The sequence below is a fragment of the Parasedimentitalea huanghaiensis genome, from assembly GCF_009753675.1.
Taxonomy (GTDB): Bacteria; Pseudomonadota; Alphaproteobacteria; order Rhodobacterales; family Rhodobacteraceae; genus Parasedimentitalea; species Parasedimentitalea huanghaiensis.
Genome location: NZ_WQLV01000018.1, coordinates 55,995 through 78,759 on the forward strand (window position 1 = coordinate 55,995; position 22,765 = coordinate 78,759).

Sequence of the window (22,765 nt, forward strand, 5' to 3'; positions counted from 1 at the left end):
GGTTACTAGAAATCCGATTTTTTAGTTCCGGGACCCCCGGCATTTTGGATATCTTGAACACCCCCAGAACTGACCATAACGCCCTGAACGCCGCCGCATACTGGATCCACATTTCGGGCAGCTTGGGCTGCTTGCCGCTCCCGCTCTACGCGATGGAGTCGGTGTCGCCACGTGCGGCGCTCTGGGCGGTTGTGGTGGCGTCGCTACTGTCAAGGCAACGGTAGAGGCCGGAACCGATGCATCTAATTCCTTCAAGTCTCGTTCAGCTTGTGCACGTGTCGCTAGGGCATCCGAAAGCCCCCTATCGTTTTTCACGCGGGCGGGTAAGGAATCGAGTTTCGCGCGCGCGTTCCGCAAGGTGCCCAACCCGTTGCGGATCGTGGATTCCAGTTTGGCTTTCTCGGCTGCAAAGCGTCCACGCAATGCCCTTTCATCGGCAACGTCTTGAGCGTTGGGCGTCCTATCATACTTGAACCGGGACTCGTGCCGACGCCGCCATGCCACCAACTTGCCGGTCATTACTTCGCCAAAGCCGGGTACCTGCATCACGGTAGAACGGTTCACATCGCCTGCGGTTTCGATCCCGAAAGAAATCAACGTTGCGGTCTTTGCCGGTCCTATCCCCGATATGTTTGCGCGCCGTACTGAGAAGCGATCAAGATAAGCCTGTCGCTGACGCGACTCCCGGTTGGACTTGAGTTTCATCACTTCGCGGGAAAGCGCATCGTCATGGCCTTTGTAGGTTGCAATAGTTGCATCCAAATCGCCGCGAACTTTGACAACCTCAGTCAGTCCATTGCGCTGCATGAATGCGTTTAACTCGCGCTGTACCCGTTCATCTGCATCTTTGAAGGCCTGCACAAATGGGCTGGACGATACCTCGCGGTCACCGACGAAAGACCACCCCCAGAACGCCAAGCCAATCCAGATGAACCACACTGGCGTGGCGTAGATGAACCCTGCTACTGCACCGCCCATCATGAGCAAGCCCAGAAGGGTGCGCCCGCGCTTGCCGCCTTTGGCTTCGCTCAACGCAGAACTGGCACCGCGAACCATGACCGCTGGAAGCAAGTCGCCAACTGCCGGGAAGCGGAACGCCAAAATCTCGCGAATGGCCTGTTCTGTGCCTCGTGCGTCAGTCGGAATGTTGGGCGTTACCGCAGACATGTCCGGGAACATGTCCAAGCCACTCTTAGCCGTCAGCTTGCACCAGACACAGCCCTTGGCAGCACTTGGGTAATAGTGCGTCTTGACCTTCGTACAATGGCTCAGCGAGCTTTCCAGCTTCGACAAGGCATGTATCCAATCGAGCGCGCTAGGACGCGCGCCCGGTGTCAGTCCGAATGCCGCTTCAAACGTTTTGGATAAAACGTCTGGAAACAGGTCTAGCGTCAATGCGCCGGGTGGTGGCTTGGATTGTGTTTGTGCACTTCGTTGCAAGGAATATGCAAACCGGTTCCGAGCAATATCCTCACCCATTGAGGTTTCAGAGCCTTTGCGAATTCCGGCGTATGGGTGCTTACCCATAAAGAGTAAATGGAAGATCGCGACCGCTAATCCGAAATTGTCATGGGCAATCGTGCGCTCCACCGTCGCGAGGTTCTTTCCGTGAAGCTCGGGCGGCGTGAAATCTGGTACTCCGACAACACAAGGGTAGGACCTACCGTTAACGCGAAATTGAAAGCTATCAGCATCAATCAAAGCAACGGTTGCATCTGGCGCGACAAGAACGCCTGAGTGGTTTAAATCACCGATGACACATCCTGTCTGGTGGACTTTCCCAACGGCGCGCGCAACGTTCAGTGCTGAGTGGATCAAAAAGCGATAGTCGGCTTTTGGGAAGTGTATTTTTCGCGATTTTGGATCATATAGCTCGTGCACAGGCCGACAACCCGTGACGCGTCTCATAACAAAGCCAATAAAGTTGCCGCGCTGGTCGGAGGCAATCTCACCTGGATAGGCTATAAGATCAGTTTTTACAGCAAGACCTTCGCCGACCATCGCGCGCACCTTGGTTTCCCGTTCGCGCCGCTTGCTGGCAAAGTAGATTTTCACGGCCTGTCCTGACCGTCCATTGATAGCGTAGACTTCGCCTTCGCCACCGCTGCCAATACGTTCAGCGAGAGAAAAGCGGTTCTTCCCGATGACGATATCCTGCACTTTCAGCCCCCAGAAATAAGGACGAGCGTTTTGTCATCGTCGGTGCGTTCGCAGATAGCGGTGCCAGCAAGATAGGTGCCAAGTTTTGCCGACAATTCAGGCAATCGCCCTGCACCCTGCGCGTTGTCCACGGGGTGCATCATTGGACCAAAGAATTTCGGCGGTGCCACTTGTTCAGTGTTTAACAATGCCACATCGCCTATCCCGTCTGAGAACAAGGCAAAGGCGTCATATTCGCGCGCGTAGCGTGAGACATTGAGGCGGGGTTCTGGATCATCGGTCACAAAGTACGTTGTTGATGCGTATTCGCCATTTTCGGGCCAGCAAAGAACGTCCCATTCTTCGTTGCTGCGTCCAACAACTGCGCTATCTCCTATATGCAAGGTCAGTGTTTCGTCTGGCGTCGAAACGACTGCCGCCAATGTAGATGCAAATTGACGGGATGTGGTTTCCCTGTGGTCTGCTATCGCGGCAATTCGGTCGCGAACTTCGTCAATCCAGTCTGAAAGTAGTTCATCGCTTGGCAAATCGGAATTGTCGCGAAACCAGCCTCGAAAACGAACTGTTAGCGTTCGGCAAACAAGCCATGCGCCGTAAGCGCCGAATTTAGCACTTCCCGCGCCATCTGAAACAATGGCAAAAACACAATCCCCCCGCATAACCGAAACGGCATAGGCATCTTGCAACCTATCGCCATTCCGAATGTGGGACGTGCCAATTTCGGACGCAGCCGCCCACCGCCATGCCATAGCTTTAATCCGCTACGGCCCAGCCATCCGGGGCAGTAGGATTCGCAAGTGCCACTCCCGGATCACCGGGGTTCGACTGTGAAACGGCGCTAAGCGAACTTGACAGCCACTGGAAAAGTTCCTTGAAGGCCAATCCTTTCAGCTTGAGCGGCTGACGCGTTGCGATCTGTCCAAGCACGCCCATATCCGCCTGCTCAACACCCACTGCGTAAAACATGAACTCTTTGTGCTCTTCGCCTTCATGAACGCGGCGTTTGGCTTCGTCCCAACTGTCCGTTGGCGCGCCGTCGGTAATCAGAAAGACCCAAGGGCGGAAAATCTTGAGGCCATTCGAGCGAATGTGGTCTTTTCTCGCGCGAAGCATTTCCAACCCGGTCACGATAGCCTCGCCCATCGGTGTGGCCCCACCGACTTCAAGCGTCTCGGGATAGAAATGATCAACGGTCGCGAATTCGTTTCGTGTTTCGACTGGGCCGAAAGTTACCATCGCTAATTCGACACGTTTTGCAGCTAATGAATCAGACAGCAATTCTTCGCGAAGCGTTGCCAATCCTTCGTTCAATTCAGAAATTGGCGCGCCGCTCATTGAATAGGAAGTATCCAATAACAAAAGCACTGGGCACCTCGGCTGGGAGTTTTCCTGCAATTCAGCGTCTACAAATGGTTCTTGTTCAAATTCGTCCATATCTGTCACCTTGGTAAAATTTTTGCCACGCCCGCACGCATTGGTTAAACTTACTACACAAGATACACGCTGAAAGGTCCAGAGGTCTGCTGGTAGATTAATGCCGTAGGTGTTGAACTTCGACAGCTTGCGAGAGACCGCTTTGGTACTCTGATGTTCAAGATTTTCACCTGCAGCGAAGGTCCGGAACCCGCCCTTTGTGCTCCGTATGCCGTGTCATGCTGCACCCAGAACGAATGTCGCAGAAGGACTGGAACCGGCCATTAGACGCGTTTGCCGCAATGGGATGTATGGGCTGCTACTTGACAGTAACCCGACTTCAATACTTGCCTGCTATCAAGCGTCGAGTGAACCTTCGACTTCTTCCTCTTGCTCAGTCGGGGCCTCGTGAATGCGGGGGGCCGAGCGCTGCCAAGCCTTTAAGTCGGCCCCCACACGTCCGTAGAAATCAGGCACGACGGTTTCTAATTCTGTTATGAAGTTTGATTGTTGGGCAAACCGGGCTCCGAGATCCCTGCTTATAAAAATATGGAAGGCGTGAGCGACTACATGCTGCTTACCCTCATCGCAGCCATCTGTATTGTCGCGTAATTCTGAAACAGAGTGTTGGGTTGGTTCGCTCTTGCCCGGCCATAGAATCCTGATGTGAATGTTCTCAACGTTTTCGGTCTTGATCTGACGTAGCAGCCAATTGAGCCGCGCCTTGGTCGTCTTTTTATCCTCGGGGGCACGAAGCGTCATTCCAACTTCGACGCTTCGCCTGTTCATATCTGCAGTAACTTCGACAGGAGATGCCGCGTCGGGGACATTCAATACGGAGATCAGGCGATTCCGTTCCTTAAGTTCGGTGAGCTCGTCCTTTTGGCGCAAGCTCGGATCAGACTGATGCTTACGTGGGATTTTTTCAGTCACAATCGTTCCGGTCCTTCGGCTGAGGATCAGCGACAAGTCACGCGTCTCTTGATGCCAGGCATATACCACCGCCTTTGCCTCGGGTGACCGGGTGGGGATAATTCCGCCACTTCTCACCAGCTTGTTCAAATCACCCCATTCTTTTGGCATTCGGTCAAAACCCCGAACCCCTGCGCTTTCATGGTCTAAAAACCTGTGCAACTCATTCAATAAGAAACGCTGGTCTGCGTCATCGATGGCATCTGAGCCGAGCAAAAGTTCCGCAGTGGTTAGAATGTGCATCCATGACCAATGGAAAACCGGTACTTTCGAACGGCTTTTGCGTACTTCATCGAGTGGGTGGGCGTCTGAGGATGTCGCGAATTGATTAGAGATTGTGATTACGCAATCAATGCCGTTGTCCTTCGCGATTGCCCGATAGCGTTCAATTTGATCCGCATCCAAATCAAATAAGCCAACCTTTGCTTCAACAAGAGCTTTCCACTCCCGCGAGCCGATTTTAACAACTATCAATCCATCAGGGCGATCATTATTCCCAGATGGCTGATTTTGAAAAACTACTTCCGTATAAGTGTACAGTTTGGACCTAGAACCCAATTTTTGCCCAGTGTTGGACAATAGCGCTGCTCCAAAATCTCGAACTGAAGTTAAGCAAGCCAAAACAATCGCGGTTGTGCGCCCTTCCTTGGAGGTCGTGGCAAGCACTGGAAAAAGCCTTGAGCGTTCGCCTTGAATAACGTTTTCGGGAAGATCGTTTTTAGTCATGAATACCACCGTGAAAATGTACACCACTATTCAGCAACTTATGGGGTAACTGAGTCAACCCTGGCATGAAGTAGAATTCCCCCGTTGACGCTGTTTGATCGCGATAAAGCATTCCTTTCCGATCGTGATGCCGCCCGTAAAATGATACTCCTTCCCAATCATTCAAAGACACGACTTGGTCGTATGCTGCTGCTTCTTTGGAACCAGCCTATCCGCCCTTAGTTTTGGATTCTGCACTGCGCACGAATGTCGTAGAAGGGCTGGAACCGGCCATTAGACGAGCTTGGCATAGATGGCAGCTTTGGACCGTTACTCCAGTTGGATTAAATGATGGCAAGGTCCGCAGGCGAGATGGGAACAGACCGACGGCACACCATTTGAGCCGCGCAAGCAACCACCCTGACCCGGCATGCCAAACTAGAGCCGGCTTTTGGAGCGAAGCCTGAACATCCCGGAAGGTAAGCGCTCTACCCCGGTTTACGGTGCCGCTCCCGCAAATAGCTATGGGTGTCTGCGGTTTAGCCCCGCTGAAAATATGGCAGTATGGTCGCTGTTCCATTGACCAACTTTATCTAGCTGCAGGCCTAGGTCTTGTCCGATGACAAGGCGGCAACGGCTGGGCTGCTGCACACTTTCTCTCGCGCGTACCGTGACCTTGAACTCTTGTTGATAAGGCCACGTGATGATCACTCCCGACCTGCCCCATCCAAAACCAACAGCCCAAGTTGAACCTTACTTCGAGGTTCTGGGCCTGGACGACACTCTTCGGTTTTTAGAGGCCTTCGGTGGCACCGAAATCTATATTGCAGCCAACCCCGGAACCCGCTCCAGCGTCGTTGCTGTGGTGGGGTATGACAAGGCCAAGGCGTTGACAGAAATATCTCACCGGCTGCAACTTCGCGTCCCTTTGGCCAAAAAGTGGCGGACCCTGGCGTATAAATCCCAGGGTTTGTTAACGGTTCAGATCGCCCGCAAACTCTGTATTACGGATGTGGCAGTGCGCAATTGGCTGAGAGCTGACGCGAACAAGGACACTGCCCGCTGAGATTGCCCCCTAGCCTCCCATTCGATGCTTCAGCTCGTCGTTGGCGCCTCGCGACAACGGCGTTCAACCCCGTTTAAAGGCCGTTTAAAGACGCGGTCAAACTGACGATTTGAGCGGTTTTCCCGCTTCCCGACTGGTTACTGCAATTATCTCTGTCCCAAAATGCCGATGCCGTGACGTTCAAATCTGAGCCCCAACGACGCCTCAGATCACCGCTCGGTGTCCAGCGAATGGAAAGGTTGGACAATTGCAGTTTGAAATATGGAAGCGCTTCCAACGCTCTGAAGGTGACCTTCGTCAAAACTGCCGCTAGGATGCCCTAAAATCCAAAAACGAGTTGCTGCAACTTTCTCTGTCCATCCGTGCAAGAAAGTCTGTCCGGCTACATCCAGAGTTTGGAAAGGTTGGGCAAATGCGGTTCGAAATATGGAAGCACTTCCAACGCTCTGAGGGTGACCTCCGTCAAAACTGCCACTAGGATTCCCTAGAACCCAAAAACGAGTTGCTGCAACTTTCTCTGTCCATCCGTGCAAGAAAGTCTGTCCGGCTACACCCGCCACAATCCTTTGATATAACATGACAAACATCCAAAACGGCGGCAATGTAAAAAAGATTTACATGAAGCCTTGCAATGATCTTCCTTGGTCCCAATATAGATCATGTAAACAAAATTTACATTACTCACACCAAGGGAGACAGTCCATGACCACTTATACCGACACAGCCCCCCCGCCGATCAGCGAGCAGGGATGGTTTTCAAGAAGCGAGTCTTGGCTCGACAGTAAGGGCAAAGGTGCCTGGATTGCTGCGATGGTTTTAGGCTTTGTGTTCTTTTGGCCAATTGGCCTGGCCCTTCTGTTTTACATGACTTGGAGCAAAAAGATGTTTGCATCATCCTGCCGTAACATGTCGCGCCGCAAATCATGGTCGCGTCACGCAATGTCTTCAACTGGCAACAGCGCCTTCGACGCTTATAAGGAGGACACTCTGAGGCGTTTGGAGCAAGAGCAAAGCGACTTTGAATCGTTTCTACAACGTCTTCGCGACGCCAAAGACAAAGCCGAATTTGATGACTTCATGGATGATCGCGCAAAAGTTGCTGGGGCCGAAACTGACCCTGTCAATTCTTCGAAAGACACCTGATTTCCGACACCTCTCCCCTGCCCTATTTGGGCGGGGGAATTTCCAGCATAGGATTTTCAACCATGACCGCCTTACCCGATCCCGACTATCATCCGCAATTCTATCAAGCGGTGGCTAGTAAACGCCTATTGGCCTGGGTTATTGACAGTATTATCATTACAGTGCTGTGTTTCGGCGTGTCCCTTGCAACAGTATTTGTTGGTTTCTTCTTCTGGCCAATCTTGTTCCTGGTTCTCGGTTTTGCATATCGGGTGGTAACGCTCGCCAATGATTCAGCGACCTGGGGCATGCGCTTTTCTGGGATTGAGTTACGCGATCTGTCTGGCCACCGTTTTGATCTGCGTCTGGCTGTTTTGCACACCTCCGGCTACTCGATCTCACTAATGATGCCACTGCTGCAGGTGATCTCGGTTGTGATGATGCTGACATCCTCACGTGGGCAAGGTCTTACTGATGCGTTTCTGGGCACCGTGGCTTTGAATAAACGAGTCTGAAACCTTATCTCACATGCCCACTTGGCGGCTGGGCAGAGGGTTGTTATCATTCCGACACAGATAGCGAAACCATCCCGGACCCTTATGCGCCACACGCTTCCTATAGCACCGCAGTTTTACGTAACTGCTCCGCAGCCCTGCCCCTATTTGGCGGACAGGATGGAGCGGAAATTGTTCACTGCGTTGCAGGGAGATGATGCTGAGCAGCTGAACAACAGCCTGTCACAACAAGGGTTCCGACGCTCCCAAAATGTTTTGTACCGGCCATCCTGTGCTGAATGCTCGGCCTGCTTGTCTGCGCGCATCAATATCTCAGATTTCACATTAACGCGCAGCCAAAAGCGCACTCTGAAACGCAATACTCACCTTAAACGGCGCGCCACGTCACCCTGGGCAACCGAAGATCAATATGCCTTGTTTCGGCGCTATCTCGACAGTCGCCATGCTGATGGCGGTATGGCCGACATGGATGTATTCGAATTTGCCGCGATGGTAGAAGAAACCCCGATCCGTAGCCGTGTTGTGGAATATAGTGACGCCACACAGGAGGAACTGACAGCCGTCTCCCTCACTGATGTGCTCGAAGACGGGCTAAGTATGGTGTACTCCTTCTACAGCCCCGATCTGCCCAGAAATTCGCTAGGCACCTACATGATCCTGGATCACATAGAAATTGCTCGCGAAGCTGGCCTGCCCTATGTTTACTTGGGGTATTGGGTCCCGGGCAGCCCCAAGATGAGCTACAAAGCCAGCTTTACCGGGCTTGAGGTCTATAGCGGCGGCAGTTGGCAGCCAATGCAGGATGCCGCATCTTTTGAAGCCAACCTGCATCCTCTTTCGACTGACCCTATTGCCGAACAAGTGTCCAACATTAATCTTCCCGACCGGCGCGCGCATAGCAGCTGATGCAAAACCTCTACGCTTTTTCTTTGCTGGTACCGGATTATGACGTTGCGATAGAGTTCTATTGTGGAACACTTGGATTTCAGCTGGCTGAAGATATAGATCAGGGCCGCAAACGCTGGGTCCGGATTCTGCCATCTGGGGCCCGTCAGGGCAGCATAATTCTAGCCCGCGCAGATAACGAACAACAAATAGCCGCGATAGGCAATCAGTTTGGCGGTCGGGTTGGCATGTTCCTCCACACCAATAGTTTTGCTCAGGACCACGCTGCAATGCTGGCCAAAGGCGTCCACTTCGAAGAATCTCCCCGCCACGAGCCCTACGGCACTGTGGCGGTCTGGCAGGACCCATTTGGCAACCGCTGGGATCTTCTCCAGCTGGCATAACCACCTATTTCCTGACCTATCTGTACAGGGCAGGACAGCTTGCTTGCCGCCCCCGTTCACTTCATCTAGCTCAAAATATCCCGGGGGAGTCGCGGCTCGCCGCGACGGGGGCAGCGCCCCCATAGCCCTTAAACAGAAAGGGGCCCCGCAGGGCCCCTTACAAATCTATACAGAAACATCTGCTCTCAGACCATTCAGTTGCCGATCAATGCCGGAACAATGGTCACGATTGATGGGACGAACCACAACAGTGCAAGCCCGGCCACCTGGATCAATACAAACGGGATCACGCCGCGGTAGATGTGCCCTGTGGTGACTTCCTTAGGCGCCACGCCGCGCAGATAGAACAGCGCAAAGCCAAATGGCGGTGTCAGGAACGAGGTCTGCAGGTTCACCGCAATCATGATGGTTACCCATTTTGGATCAAACGATCCGCCATAAATAATCGGTCCTACAATTGGGATCACGATGTAAATGATCTCGAGGAAATCCAGTACAAACCCAAGGAAGAACAGGACCAGCATCACGATCAGAAAGACCGTCAGCTCATTGTCGAAACTCTTCAGGAACTGTTGGATATAGTGCTCACCCCCAAACGAGATCACCACCAGATTCAACAGCTGCGAGCCGATCAGGATGGTAAACACCATCGAGGTCACCTTGGCGGTTTCCCGTACGATCGGTGACAACACCCCGCCTTTGAACAGGACCCAACAGCCAAACAACAACCCAAACAACGCATAGAGATAAGCAGCATATGCGAATGCAAAGGCCACCCAGGTCTCAAAGCTGACATTGGCCTGATTGATCCGCAGGTCAAAGTTGACCCCGATCAGGATACTGATCATCACGGCGAATGTTGACCAGATGATGATCTTGCCTGAACGACCTTCGTCCTGCAGCTTGCGATAGGCCGCCAGCATAATGGCACCACCTGCGCCCAATGCCGCAGCGGGCGTTGGGTTGGTAATACCACCGAGGATCGAGCCCAGCACCGCAACGATCAGAACCAGCGGTGGGAAAACCACCCGGATCAGATCATTGCCAGCACAACGGGCTGCTGCTTCTCGGCATCCGTACAGCGCCAACACGCCTGGCAGCGCAATCATCAGAACCGTAGCGCCCGGTGTTGTTGTTGGGGCAATCCAAACAGCATCCACCAATGCAAGAAGCAGAACGCCAACAGCGCCCAAGATCAAAGGCTTGGCATCGCTCGACGGAGACACACCGCGGCCAATAGCCAGGATCAGTGCCATCAGCACCATCAGAACGGTCAGACCAGTGCCAATGGGCGCTGCCGCAGCAATCTTAGCTGCCTTGGCTGCCGCCAAATCTTCGTCGCTCAAACGGGTGCTTTCAGTAACGCCACCGGCGTCATCGATTGCCGCCTGTTCGGACGCTGCAAGGTCCCAAGTTTCCTGCCCGTGCAACTCGATCATAGATGCCTGGCACTCCGCACCAACACTGGTACGCAACGATGCTGTTTTGCCAATATCCGAAAACGACGAAACCGTGATATCCTGGCTGCCAATCAGCCCAACTGAACCAAGTAGGACCGCGCCACCAATAAGACCGATTGGCGCTGCGAGGAACCATGTCAATCCTTCAGCCCGCGTAATTGGCTCATTGCTGCTGTCAGACATAGCCACCGCTGGTGCCTTATCCGGGTTCAGCATCGCATAGCCAAAGGCGTAAAGCGCATAGAGCAGTGCCAACATGATGCCCGGCAACAGCGCTGCCTGAAACAGGGTACCAACTGAAACAACAGCCGGTTCACCCAGATAGGTCAGCGCATCCGAACACCCGGCTTCCATCGCGCGCGTTTCTTGCGCTGTGGAATAAAGGTCTCCAGCCAGTGTACCCAGCAAAACAATCACAATCGACGGTGGGATAATCTGTCCCAGTGTGCCCGAGGCAGCAATCACACCTGTCGCAAGTTCTGGCGAATAATTGTTCTTCAGCATAGTTGGAAGCGCAAGCAGGCCCATGGTAACCACCGTGGCCCCTACGATGCCGGTTGAAGCGGCAAGGAAAGCCCCCACAACCACAATCGACACAGCCAAACCACCAGGCAGAGGGCCAAATACCCGTGCCATTGTGGTCAACAGGTCGTTGGCAATCTTAGAACGCTCCAGGGTGATCCCCATCAGAACAAACATCAACACCGCCAGCAAAGTCTCGATCGAAGCCCCCGCCAGTACCCGTTCATTCATACGGTTAACGATGAACGAAATATTGCGGTCCATCGCAAATTCCCAACCGTTGGGAAAGACAGACTCGCCTATGCGCGGCAGGTCTGGGTATCGAAACACCGAGACCACGTCAGCCCGAACACCCGAATTGATCAGGTCGGTATAGGCTTGAGATGAGGTATCAATCGCCTGATGGATCAGCAATCCAGCTGAATCGAGCGAGGCAATAATACCGAATGAAATAATACCAGCCCCCGCAATGGCAAAGGCCACCGGGAAACCAGACAAGATGCCTCCGAAAAGGCAGAAAAACACGATGAGCAAGCCGACTTCGACGCCATCAAGACCGAATCCCATATCCGATGTCCTTTAAGTTAATGAGCGCCTTCATAGGCTTCTTCACCCTCACCAAGGCTGTCCTTGTCGAGGTATTTGTTTTCGCTGCCCTGACCTTCTACGAACTCAAGGAAAGAGCGGTAGAAAAAGGCAATCGCGTGCAGGAACATCATGCCGGCAAAAGCCACCAACAAGATTTTGAACAGGAAGTACCCGTTAAACCCGTTTGGGCTAAACCCGATGGTTTCAACGTTCCATCTCAGTGCCCGGGATTTCATGATCAACCGATCCAACGCATCACTGGCTGATGGCTTTGGTACGATCAGGTGCCGCCACATAAAGAACCAGCCATACATCCAGATCAGCACGGCCGTAGGCATCATGAAGATCATCGAACCAATCATGTCGATCACCTTTTTGGTCCGGAAACTAACACCAGCGTAGATCAGATCAACACGCACATGTCCGCCCTGAACAAAGGTGTAGGTCGCGCAAAGGCAAACAACCATGGCGTTGTACAGCTTCAGTTCTTCAGCAAACCAGCTGATGTCCATTTGCAGTGGAATACCAAAGCCAAAGCTCATGTCAGGCCGTGTAAACACACGTTGCATGAACACAATGATGATCTGTTGAAGAACCATCAGCAATCCAGCCCAGGCAAAAAAGCGCCCCAGCGTATTTGCGAAACCTTCTAACCCGCGCACCATGCCCCACATGAAGTTGCGGTAATACAGCCCAATCGCGGTCAGCACCAAAAAGGCCGCAAAAGCCACAAAGAAGAGCTCGACCGAACCGCCATAATAAACAAAGCGCATGATGGATTGTTTTTCTTCGGTTGTCCCGGTCCAGAACACCCAGTCCAGCCAAAGTTGTGGATGGCTGATCGCATAGCCCAAGTTGTAAAAGGCCATGCCGATGTTCTGCACAAGCCACCAGAGCCCGTCGAAGAGCCCCCCAAATATCCCTGCCAAGGAGATGCTACTCTCTTCTTGCATATTGCCCCCGGATGATTGCCAGCGATGATCAGGCCGGCAGGCCGATCTGTCTACTGCAATTAGTAAAAGGATCCCCCGCGACGGCGGAGGATCCTAGTGGTTTCAATCAGGCGAATTAGCCCAATACGCGGTCGCGCTGCGCACGATATGCGCCTTCCGACTTGGTCAGCCAGCTCGAGGATGACTTCATAGAAGTTTCGACGCTGTTGCGGATCTTGGCGAACAATTCGTCGTCCATGAATTCGTCCAGAGTGTCCTTGGAAGCTTTACCAAACGCATCCCAAACTGAGTCAGGGAATTCCAGCGTCTTCACACCACCGGACTGCAGACGCTGCAACGCCGCACCGTTGTTGTTCATGAACTGTGCCAGGTTCCACTGGTGTGTGTCGCCGGACGCAACTTCGATGATCTTCTGGTGCGCAGGTGAAAGGCTGTCGAACACGTCACGGTTGGTTGCCAGTGACAGGGCCGCACCTGGCTCGTGGAAGCCTGACGTGTAATAGGTTTTGGTGATTTCCTGGAAACCAGCTTTTTCATCAGCCCATGGACCAATCCACTCTGTTCCGTCGATCGCACCCGAGGACAGAGCCTGGTACACTTCGGAACCTGGAATGTTCTGAACAGACGCGCCCAGTTTACCCAGAGCTTTGCCGCCCAGACCAGGCATACGGAACTTCAGACCGTTAAAGTCTTCTGGACCGTTGATTTCCTTATGGAACCAGCCGCCAGCCTGTGGGCCGGTGTTACCTGCGATGAAGGATTTCAGACCAAAGATCTGACCCAGTTCATCGTGCAGGCCCATGCCTTCGCCGTGGTAGTACCAGTTCACCAATTCCTGCGGTGTCATACCGAATGGAGCTGCTGTGAAGTACTGGTAACCAGGGTGCTGGCCGGTGAAATAGTAGTCAGCGGCGTGATACATGTCAGCCTGACCCGAGGAAACGGCGTCGAAGACTTCGAATGCACCAACCAGCTCGCCGGCTGCTTTGATGTCGACGGTCAGATCGCCATCGGACATGGTAGAGATGTTGTCTGCCACGTGCTGAGCAGCGTCAAATACGCCAGCCAGACCACGGCCCCAAGATGTAACCATAGTCAGGGTGCGCTTGCCTGTTGCATAGGCTGGCGCAGCCAAAGTAGTGGCGGCAGCCGCAGTTCCGCCAAGCGCGGATGTTCTTAGAAATGAACGACGATCCATAGTGTTATTCCTCCCAGAAATTCGGATTGTCCTGGCCCAAAGGCCGGACGGATCGATACAAGTGGCGATAGACTAGCCCCGGCGAAGTGGATGTGAATACCTAGTACTGCGTAGACCCGGATGTTTTTCGATGGTTTTCACCGGTTTTCGCGCAATTTTCTGTCTTCCCTCCTGCGCACTGAATAGATTTCACACGCAAGACCGTCAGAGGGCTTTGAATTTCGGTCCTAATTGCGTATCGATTCGTCCCATGCGCCTATTACGCCCAATTTTCCGTCCGAATTACGCACAAAAGCTGTCGCTGTTGGCCACATTGCCATTGATCTTAGCGCTGACTGCCATTGCGGTTTTGGTGGCGTTTCAGTCGAGAGCCCTGGCTGAACGCGAAATACAGGCGCTTGAGCATCAACTGCTGGAGGCCAAGAAAGCTGAACTCCGCAATTATGTTACTCAGGCGCGCAACGGCTTTTCCTTTATCTACGGTCGAGCCCAACCAAATGATGAAGCCGCGAAGACTCAAGTCGCGCAAATCCTGTCGTCGATGATCTATGGAACTGATGGGTTTTTCTTTGTCTATGATTATGACGGCACCAATCTGGTAAGCCCGCGCCAGACTGAATTCATCAATCAGAACTGGTCAGGACTAAAAGACAGTAACGGGATACCGGTTGTCGACGAATTCATTCGCTTGGCCCGCAAAGGTGCCGGTTGGCATAGTTTCATGTGGCAAAAACCTTCAACCGGCGAGACCGCTCAGATGGTGGCCTATGTTGTAGGGTTGCAAGACTGGGGTTGGGCGGTTGGAACAGGCGTGTTTATTGATGACGTTTTGGCCTCTGTCGCAACAGCCCGAGCTGAAGTTGAGGCGCGCGTCCAGCGTACATTTGTATATATCGGTGCCATTGCGTTAACATCTCTACTGGTGGTCTTTGCTTCAGGTATGTTGTTGAATATTCGTGAACGGCGTTTGGCAGATGCCAAGTTGAAAGAGTTGACCCAACGGGTTTTTGACGCGCAGGAAGAAGAACGTGGCCGGGTGGCACGCGAATTACATGACGGCATTAGCCAGATACTTGTTGGTGTCCGCTTCGCGCTGGACAATGCCCGTCGTCGCATGGCCCGCGGCGATCATGACAAAGCACAGGCCCCGTTGGATAAGGGATTGAACAATCTGGGCACCGCCATCTCAGAAGTTCGCAGGATAAGTCGCGATCTCCGCCCCGGTGTTCTCGACGACCTTGGTCTTGGCCCTGCCCTCAAAGCACTGACTGATGACTTTGCAGCTCGCACCGGCATCGACACCGAATTCAACACAGTCGTGTTTCGGAACCGGCTGGATCAAGACAGCAAAATTGCGCTGTATCGCATTGCGCAGGAGGCCCTGACCAATATTGAACGACATTCTGGTGCCAACCATGTTTCGGTCGATTTGCGCGGCCACGCCAAGGGCGCCACGCTCCGCGTTACCGACAATGGATGTGGTTTACCGACACGCCAGGACCGGGCGGGGTCTGGAATTGGGTTGCGCAACATGCAGGAGCGGATCGAACAACTTGACGGCACCCTACGCATTCTGTCATCACGTGGCACCCAAGGCGGAACGGTGATTGAAGCCCGCCTGCCCTTGAGTCACCTGCTGCCACCTGGCGATAAGGCCGAGGCTAAGCAGGTGTACTAGCACCTAGGCCATAGGTGCCAGAACCGCGCCGTTTGCTTTTGGGGAAGCTAATGACCAGATTAATCCGTGTGCTGATTGTAGATGACCATCCTATGGTCGCCGAGGGCATCCAATCTATTCTTGAAAGCTATGATGATATCGAGGTCGTTGGAACACTCAACAATGGTCGTGAAGCGGTAGAACGAGCTGCAGATCTGGCGCCCGACGTGATTCTAATGGATCTGAACATGCCGGACCTTGGCGGCCTCAGTGCCACAGAGATTCTTTTGGAACGGGCACCCGCCACCCGCATTGTTATCCTGACGATGCATGACAGCCCAGAGTATATTTCCAGCGCACTTAGCCATGGTGCCATGGGGTATATTCTAAAAGACGTCCCTACGGATGAAATCAAGCTGGCAATCGATTCCGTTATGATGGGAAGCAAATACCTGTGCACCGGCGCCAAAGGTTCTCTGGAACCCAAAGGTGGGAGCACCCGCGAGGCGTTAACCACGCGTGAACAAACTATCCTATTGGAGCTTGCGCAGGGTAAGTCCAACAAAGAAGTTGCTCATGTGCTCGATATATCTGTCCGCACAGTCGAAACCCATCGCAAGAACATCAAACGCAAACTCGGGATTAGCTCAACTGCTGGACTAACGCGCTATGCGCTTGAACATGGTGTCCTACAGGGCACCGGCGCCGGGATGTAAGATCAACGCTTAGCTCACGGCTTTTAACTCTCTGAAATGCGCAAATACACTGCCTTTGGCTATGAAGTCCGGAATGTTTTGGCATTTATTTCGCGAACAACACCCTGTACGCAATAAAATGTCAAAATTCACCCCAATAACGACCCGATTGCCTGTTGACGACCTCGCTCGCCCCACATAATGTCCGCTAGAACGCATAATGGAGCAAGTGGCATGACCACCCTAGTCGTCATTTTAGGAACCAAGCGCATGGGCCGGTAACGGTAAACCATATTCGAACCCATGCGCCTCCGACAAAAAATCGGGGGCTTTTTTTATGCACAAGACGAATGTCGCCAATGGAGCAAAGCAGATGACACGTGAGATGACCGGCGCAGATATGGTTATTCAGACCCTCAAAGATCAGGGTGTAGACACAGTATTTGGATATCCTGGTGGTGCCGTCCTACCAATCTATGACGCTATTTTTCAGCAAAATGATATTCAGCATATTCTGGTCCGCCACGAGCAAGGCGCCGTACATGCGGCCGAAGGCTATGCCCGTTCGACCGGCAAGCCCGGTGTTGTTTTGGTGACATCGGGACCTGGTGCAACCAACGCAGTGACCGGACTGACCGATGCGCTGCTTGATTCAATTCCGATCATTGTTCTCACCGGTCAGGTGCCAACGTTCATGATTGGCTCTGATGCCTTTCAGGAAGCAGATACAGTTGGCATCACCCGGCCCTGCACCAAACACAACTGGCTGGTGAAGGACACTGATGAACTGTCCGGAGTGCTGCATGAGGCATTCCACGTTGCGACCTCTGGCCGTCCCGGTCCCGTTCTCGTTGACATTCCAAAAGATGTTCAATTCGCAACAGGCACCTATACCATACCCAAACCATCTGCGTCGCATTACCAACCACCTGTCAAAGGTGACTTGGAATCGATTACCGAACTGGTTGCAGCTCTGGAGAAAGCCGAGCGCCCAGTATTTTACACCGGTGGCGGGGTCATCAACTCAGGTCCGGCGGCCAGCCAATTGCTGCGCGAATTGGTCGATGCCACCGGCATCCCAATTACATCAACGCTGATGGGGCTTGGCGCCTATCCGGCATCGGGCAAACATTGGCTCGGGATGTTGGGCATGCATGGTTTGTACGAAGCCAACATGGCGATGCATGGTTGTGATCTGATGATCAACATCGGCGCCCGTTTTGATGACCGGATCACCGGAGTGCTTTCGTCCTTCTCGCCCAATTCAACCAAAGCGCATATCGACATTGATCCCTCTTCGATCAACAAGGTCATCCGCGTAGACATCCCTATCGTAGGTGACGTTGGTCACGTCCTTGAAGACATGTTGAAGATCTGGAAGTCGCGTGGCCGCAAAACCAATGCTGAAGCGCTGGTATCCTGGACGCGGCAAATCAATGAATGGCGCAAGGTCGATTGCTTGAAATTTGCTGACGACAAAAAGGTCATCAAACCTCAGTATGCTCTGTCGCGTCTCGAAGCATTGACCAAAAAGTACGATCGCTACATCACGACTGAAGTTGGCCAACACCAGATGTGGGCAGCACAGTTCTTGAATTTTGAGGATCCGAACCGCTGGATGACATCCGGGGGCCTTGGTACCATGGGCTACGGTTTCCCAGCCTCAATCGGAGTTCAGATGGCGCATCCAGATGCCTTGGTGGTTAATGTCGCCGGCGAAGCCAGCTGGCTGATGAACATGCAGGAACTGGGAACGGCTGCACAATACAAACTGCCCGTGAAGCAGTTCATCCTGAACAATGAACGTTTGGGCATGGTTCGCCAATGGCAGGAACTGCTGCATGGATCGCGCTATTCGCAGTCCTGGTCCGAAGCATTGCCAGACTTTGTAAAACTGGCAGAGGCCTTTGGTGCAAAGGGCATCATCTGCTCCGACCCTGCTGACCTGGATGATGCGATCATGGAAATGATTGAGCATGACGGACCGGTTGTCTTTGACTGCCTGGTCACCAAACATGAAAATTGTTTCCCGATGATACCATCAGGCAAGGCGCACAATGAAATGCTGCTGGGCGAAGCCGACACCGAAGGTGCAATTCAAGCCGGCGGCGCTGTGCTGGTCTGACCAATTCGCTCTCATTCAAGAACATGGCCTGGTTGCTTTAGCTAACCAGGTCAACCGGAACCGAAAGGGACTTTAAATGTCTGCCCTACATATCAAAAAAGGCTCCACACGCCATTCTGCCTACAACCTTCGCCCGACATTCTCGGATGTTCAGGAACGGCATACTCTGGCTGTATTAGTCGAAAACGAACCTGGTGTTCTAGCCCGTGTCATCGGGCTGTTCTCAGGCCGTGGCTACAACATTGAAAGCCTAACCGTGGCTGAGGTCGACCATACAGGCCATCTGTCACGCATCACCATCGTCACTAAAGGTACGCCACAGGTGATAGAACAGATAAAAGCACAGCTGGGTCGGATCATTCCGGTTCATGACGTGCACGATCTGACTGTCGAAGGCCCTGCCGTTGAACGCGAATTGGCTATTTTCAAAGTGGCTGGTGAGGGCGATAAGCGGGTCGAAGCGCTGCGATTGGCTGACATCTTCCGGGCCAACGTTGTAGACAGCACCTTGAACAGCTTCATTTTCGAAATCACAGGCGCACCTGACAAAATTGATGCTTTTGCCGATCTGATGCGCCCGTTGGGCTTAGTTGAGGTCGCCCGGACTGGCGTTGCTGCCCTCCTGCGCGGCGACTAAGTTAACCGCCGCTACGCTCTCTGACGGCGCGACATACATTCGCGCCGTTTCTGCGCCGACTTCCCTCAAAAGGAATCACCTGCGCACTTACAGGCAGGTCAGACGCAGCCTGTTCACGATTTGATTTGAGAGGCCCAGCCACAGTCAGACGCTGCGCCAATCCAGCACAGGCGGCTTCTTCCAGAACCTGTGGGTTTACCGCTAAGCGTGTCTTATGCTGCAAGGTCAGGTCAAAGCAGACCAAATCCCCTTCATGCAGATCCATCGAAGACCAAGGTTGTTTTTGAGAGTAGAAAGCAAGGTCGCCCTGATCCTCACACCAGATGACGGCTTTATGTTGCCGAACATCGCTCCACAGTACCACACCATTCATGTCATACCTCTTTTCTGACCACTCTCTAATTCTGAGCCAATTGGAAGCGTTCAAACATGGTTAATTCCGCGTCTGGGTCTTGCAATTTGTGTCGGACACAGTAGCATTTTGATACCTCATGGCGTCAGAACTGATGCCAATTCGCGTCACGTATATCGATTTTATTCTAAATTCCTTATGGCGACTTCAAATAGCAGCCGACTATTGAACTGAACAAACCCAAGGTCCGCATCTCATGACAAAGGAATCCCGTACCCCGGCAGAATTACGCAATATGTTTGGTGCGAATCTTCGACACCTGGCAAAGGCCTATCCGTCAATATCAGAACTCTCGAGACGATTGGGCATCAACAGGACTCAATTCAATCGATATCTTTCCGGCGAGAGCTTTCCGAGACCGGATGTACTTGATCGGATATGTTCATTTTTCGATGTGGACGCCCGTATCCTGTTAGACCCAGTCAATACGATCAATACCAAGGGGCAGATCCTAAACGGCTCAATCTTGAATGATTTTTTGGGCCAGGGTGTCAGCACGCTGACGGAAGACAATTTCCCTTCAGGTATTTACCGGTTCTTGCGACAAAGCTTCGTTAGGGAAAACCGATACTTGATTGGCTTGTCATATGTATTTCGTGAGGACGGAGTAACATATGTCAAAGGGTTTGAAGCCAAAGAAGCCATGCACCACCAGGGGCTATCCACTGACTCCAAAACCCGAGAATTTCGGGGCTATGCAACCCGCCAGGACGATGGAGTTGCCTTGATCATCGCACGCAGGGGGGCTCTGACCTGCTCATTCAACTATCTGGCCCGGGTCGCTTCGCTCGAAAACAACTTCTGGGTTGGCTATGTTACCCGTACAGTTCGCGAAGGGCCGAATGGTACCAGAGCAACTCGAATGATCTACGAACATCTGGGACACAAGTGGTCGGAGATCTTAACTGCTGCTCGCAGCTCCGGGTTTATTGAAGAATCCAATTTGACGCCATTCCATCGTCGTTTGTTGCAAGTCGGTGACCCGTTCAGCTGACGACACCGCCAATCGGTACAGCATGTCGCCTTGAGAAAAGTCTGGTCGCGAAACAGACGGACAAAGATCTCCAGCTCACTATCAGGGAATGATAGCAAGAGCGAGGAACCTCAATGCCCGTTACTGATCTGTCGCCCGTGAACCTGCCTATCCAACTGGCTCGGGGTCTGCCGAATGCCCACTATAACGATGCAGCCGTCTTTACCGAAGAAAAGCAGGCCTTGCTATTGACCCAATGGAGCGGTCTTGCGGTTGCTGCTGATGTGGCAGAACCAGGTGATGCAGTGCCTGTCACGTTTATGGACATCCCTCTGTTGCTGATCCGGGATCGTCAGGGCACCGTTCGGGTGTTTCAAAACACCTGCCGCCATCGGGGAATGATTTTGGTCGAGGCTCCCCGCAAGATTGAGGGTGCAATCCGATGCCCTTATCACAGCTGGTGTTATTCCACCGAAGGTAAATTGGTCAGCACCCCACATGTTGGTGGGCCGGGACAGAACACTCATGATGGGATTGACCGCGCCTTGCTGGGCCTGATCGAAGTGCGCAGCCATATCTGGCGTGATGTTGTCTGGATCAACATCTCCGGTGATGCTCCACCTTTTGATGCGGCTATGAAAGACGTGATTTCCCGTTGGGCTGAATTTGACGTTCCCCTCTTTCATGGAGGTGAGGATAGCCGGTTTCAGTTGAAACTGGATTGCAACTGGAAACTGGCTGTCGAAAACTACTGTGAAAGTTATCACCTGCCTTGGGTTCACCCCGGGCTCAACAGCTACTCCCGATTAGAGGATCACTACCACATCGAGCACCCCGGATCGTTCTCGGGCCAGGGTACGTTGGTCTATCGTCAGATTCAGGCCAGCGATGGCACGAGGTTTCCCGATTTTGTTGGCCTAAGTGATGTCTGGGACAAGGCAGCCGAATACATAGCAGTTTACCCAAATGTCTTGATGGGAGTACACCGCGACCATGCCTTTGTAATTGTCCTGCTCCCGGATGGACCCGCCAAAACAATCGAGAATATCCACATCTATTATGCAGCTGACCAAAGCGACGCGGCTCTCCGCGCCCGCAATACAGCGCAGTGGAAAGAGGTGTTTGCAGAAGATGTGTTTGTGGTTGAGGGCATGCAACGCGGGCGCAACGCCCCAGGGTTTGACGGAGGACGTTTCTCCCCTGCCATGGATGGACCAACACATCTGTTCCATAGCTGGGTCGCAGAACAGGTACAAAGCCACCGGACACAGACCAAGCTTTCCGAATGATCACCCTAGAGACAAGACTCCTGGCCGCCCATGATAGGAATGACACTTCATCTCTCGTCGATCTCTACACCGAGGCCGCCAACGCGGCCTCACACCAAGATGCGTCAGCGTTCTACCTGACCCAAGCTTACATTTATGCACTGGACCTCGGCCACCGCAACTCGGAACATCTTCGCAATAGGCTGGTCAAGCTCGGACGGGAGGAATGAACAGCCCCCGGTTATTCCTCATCAACAATGACAATCAGTCTATAAACATGCCAACTGGCGTGCCCCAAAAGTGGAATAACCAGAAGCAGCCCGACAAAACCTGGCAGCATTGCGGTAAATGTGGTTAGCGCGATAAAAATCGCCCAGCCGATCATCAGCACAAAGTTCTGACTGACATATTGGAAACTTGTGATCATGGCGGTGACAAAATCCACTTCACGATCAAGCAACAGCGGCAGAGACAGCACCGTGATCATAAACAAAAGCAGAGCAAACAGCGCTCCCACTACGCTGCCCACGGCCAGCATCACCAACCCATTGGTCGTCAGGAACACGTCCAGCGAAGACGACACATTGGTCATTGGTGACAGGCCCAAAAACAGCGCAAAAATCATATGCCCTAAGAAAAACCAGAACAAAAACACCACAACGATAATGGCACATACCGATGGCAACTGGCGACTGCCTTGCTGCAGAACAGCGCGAAAGACGGCTTTGATATCTTTGGGCTGACCCTGTTCTAAGCGATGCGAAACCTCGTACAGCCCAACAGCAGCAAACGGGCCGATCAGCGGGAAACCGATAGCCGTAAGCACCAACCAATAGGTCGTGCCTGTTACTTGCGTAATCCAAACCATGGCCCAACCCGCCAAAACATAAAGCGCTGAAAACATTAGACCAAGTTCTGGTCTGGTCCGATAGTCGGCCCACCCAAGACGCAGCGCCTGGCGTAAGATTGCAGGGGTCATCATCCGCAACCGGGGTACGCCAAATGTTTTCGTAGTAGTCATTAATGTCTCCTCCC

Annotated in this window: 20 protein-coding genes; 11 read left to right on the forward strand and 9 right to left on the reverse strand. The window is 52.9% G+C overall.

Annotation, left to right across the window (positions count from 1 at the left end):
- Positions 1–21: 21 nt before the first annotated feature.
- The 4 genes from GO984_RS23505 to GO984_RS20870 form a co-directional block, all read right to left on the reverse strand.
- Positions 22–2,160, reverse strand: coding sequence for a topoisomerase DNA-binding C4 zinc finger domain-containing protein (locus tag GO984_RS23505; protein WP_157024491.1), 2,139 nt, complete (start codon positions 2,158–2,160; stop codon positions 22–24).
- Positions 2,161–2,162: 2 nt separating this feature from the next.
- Positions 2,163–2,909 carry a PP2C family serine/threonine-protein phosphatase gene (locus tag GO984_RS20860; protein ID WP_157024492.1) on the reverse strand — a complete coding sequence of 249 codons (747 nt, stop codon included), beginning with the start codon at positions 2,907–2,909 and terminating at the stop codon, positions 2,163–2,165.
- 4 nt (positions 2,910–2,913) lie between these two features.
- Entirely contained in the window at positions 2,914–3,594 is a 681-nt protein-coding gene (locus GO984_RS20865; RefSeq protein ID WP_157024493.1) for a vWA domain-containing protein, read from the reverse strand.
- A gap of 336 nt (positions 3,595–3,930) precedes the next feature.
- Positions 3,931–5,271 (reverse strand): hypothetical protein, encoded by a 1,341-nt coding sequence (locus tag GO984_RS20870; RefSeq protein WP_157024494.1) that lies wholly within the window; start codon positions 5,269–5,271, stop codon positions 3,931–3,933.
- Between the two features lie 682 nt (positions 5,272–5,953).
- Between GO984_RS20870 and GO984_RS20875 the strand changes: the two genes are divergently transcribed.
- From GO984_RS20875 to GO984_RS20895, 5 genes are all read left to right on the forward strand, one after another.
- Positions 5,954–6,316, forward strand: coding sequence for a helix-turn-helix domain-containing protein (locus GO984_RS20875; RefSeq protein ID WP_157024495.1), 363 nt, complete (start codon positions 5,954–5,956; stop codon positions 6,314–6,316).
- 702 nt (positions 6,317–7,018) lie between these two features.
- Positions 7,019–7,459 carry a DUF2852 domain-containing protein gene (locus GO984_RS20880; protein ID WP_157024496.1) on the forward strand — a complete coding sequence of 147 codons (441 nt, stop codon included), beginning with the start codon at positions 7,019–7,021 and terminating at the stop codon, positions 7,457–7,459.
- A 62-nt stretch (positions 7,460–7,521) separates the two neighbouring features.
- Positions 7,522–7,953 carry an RDD family protein gene (locus tag GO984_RS20885; protein ID WP_157024497.1) on the forward strand — a complete coding sequence of 144 codons (432 nt, stop codon included), beginning with the start codon at positions 7,522–7,524 and terminating at the stop codon, positions 7,951–7,953.
- A gap of 84 nt (positions 7,954–8,037) precedes the next feature.
- Positions 8,038–8,859 (forward strand): arginyltransferase, encoded by an 822-nt coding sequence (locus GO984_RS20890; RefSeq protein WP_157024498.1) that lies wholly within the window; start codon positions 8,038–8,040, stop codon positions 8,857–8,859.
- Positions 8,859–9,242: a VOC family protein gene (locus GO984_RS20895; RefSeq protein ID WP_157024499.1), complete on the forward strand. Its 384-nt coding sequence runs from the start codon at positions 8,859–8,861 to the stop codon at positions 9,240–9,242. The genes GO984_RS20890 and GO984_RS20895 overlap by 1 nt, the downstream gene beginning before the upstream one ends.
- 194 nt (positions 9,243–9,436) lie before the next feature.
- On the opposite strand, the gene GO984_RS20900 is transcribed toward GO984_RS20895, so the two are convergent.
- The 3 genes from GO984_RS20900 to GO984_RS20910 all read right to left on the reverse strand — a co-directional run bounded on the left by GO984_RS20900 (position 9,437) and on the right by GO984_RS20910 (position 13,963).
- Positions 9,437–11,791 carry a TRAP transporter large permease gene (locus tag GO984_RS20900; RefSeq protein WP_157024500.1) on the reverse strand — a complete coding sequence of 785 codons (2,355 nt, stop codon included), beginning with the start codon at positions 11,789–11,791 and terminating at the stop codon, positions 9,437–9,439.
- 17 nt (positions 11,792–11,808) lie between these two features.
- Positions 11,809–12,765: a TRAP transporter small permease subunit gene (locus GO984_RS20905; protein ID WP_157024501.1), complete on the reverse strand. Its 957-nt coding sequence runs from the start codon at positions 12,763–12,765 to the stop codon at positions 11,809–11,811.
- Positions 12,766–12,880: 115 nt separating this feature from the next.
- A complete protein-coding gene (locus tag GO984_RS20910; RefSeq protein ID WP_157024502.1) occupies positions 12,881–13,963 on the reverse strand; it encodes a TRAP transporter substrate-binding protein in 1,083 nt (360 codons plus the stop codon).
- A gap of 250 nt (positions 13,964–14,213) precedes the next feature.
- On the opposite strand from GO984_RS20910, the gene GO984_RS20915 reads away from it, so the two are divergent.
- From GO984_RS20915 to ilvN, 4 genes are all read left to right on the forward strand, one after another.
- Positions 14,214–15,641, forward strand: coding sequence for a cache domain-containing protein (locus GO984_RS20915; RefSeq protein WP_157024503.1), 1,428 nt, complete (start codon positions 14,214–14,216; stop codon positions 15,639–15,641).
- A 50-nt stretch (positions 15,642–15,691) separates the two neighbouring features.
- Positions 15,692–16,336 (forward strand): response regulator transcription factor, encoded by a 645-nt coding sequence (locus GO984_RS20920; RefSeq protein ID WP_138163374.1) that lies wholly within the window; start codon positions 15,692–15,694, stop codon positions 16,334–16,336.
- 352 nt (positions 16,337–16,688) lie between these two features.
- Positions 16,689–18,440 (forward strand): acetolactate synthase 3 large subunit, encoded by a 1,752-nt coding sequence (locus GO984_RS20925; RefSeq protein ID WP_157024526.1) that lies wholly within the window; start codon positions 16,689–16,691, stop codon positions 18,438–18,440.
- A gap of 76 nt (positions 18,441–18,516) precedes the next feature.
- Positions 18,517–19,077 carry an acetolactate synthase small subunit gene (ilvN, locus tag GO984_RS20930; RefSeq protein WP_157024504.1) on the forward strand — a complete coding sequence of 187 codons (561 nt, stop codon included), beginning with the start codon at positions 18,517–18,519 and terminating at the stop codon, positions 19,075–19,077.
- Position 19,078: 1 nt separating this feature from the next.
- Here ilvN and GO984_RS20935 read toward each other — a convergent pair whose 3' ends face one another.
- Positions 19,079–19,450, reverse strand: coding sequence for a hypothetical protein (locus GO984_RS20935; protein WP_157024505.1), 372 nt, complete (start codon positions 19,448–19,450; stop codon positions 19,079–19,081).
- Positions 19,451–19,685: 235 nt separating this feature from the next.
- Between GO984_RS20935 and GO984_RS20940 the strand changes: the two genes are divergently transcribed.
- A complete protein-coding gene (locus GO984_RS20940) occupies positions 19,686–20,483 on the forward strand; it encodes a helix-turn-helix domain-containing protein (RefSeq protein WP_157024506.1) in 798 nt (265 codons plus the stop codon).
- Positions 20,484–20,596: 113 nt separating this feature from the next.
- On the forward strand, positions 20,597–21,751 hold the full coding sequence (locus GO984_RS20945; RefSeq protein ID WP_157024507.1) for an aromatic ring-hydroxylating oxygenase subunit alpha: 1,155 nt from the start codon (positions 20,597–20,599) through the stop codon (positions 21,749–21,751).
- A gap of 220 nt (positions 21,752–21,971) precedes the next feature.
- Here the strand turns inward: GO984_RS20945 and GO984_RS20950 are convergent, their stop codons facing one another.
- Positions 21,972–22,751: a DUF2189 domain-containing protein gene (locus GO984_RS20950; protein WP_157024508.1), complete on the reverse strand. Its 780-nt coding sequence runs from the start codon at positions 22,749–22,751 to the stop codon at positions 21,972–21,974.
- Positions 22,752–22,765: the final 14 nt, after the last annotated feature.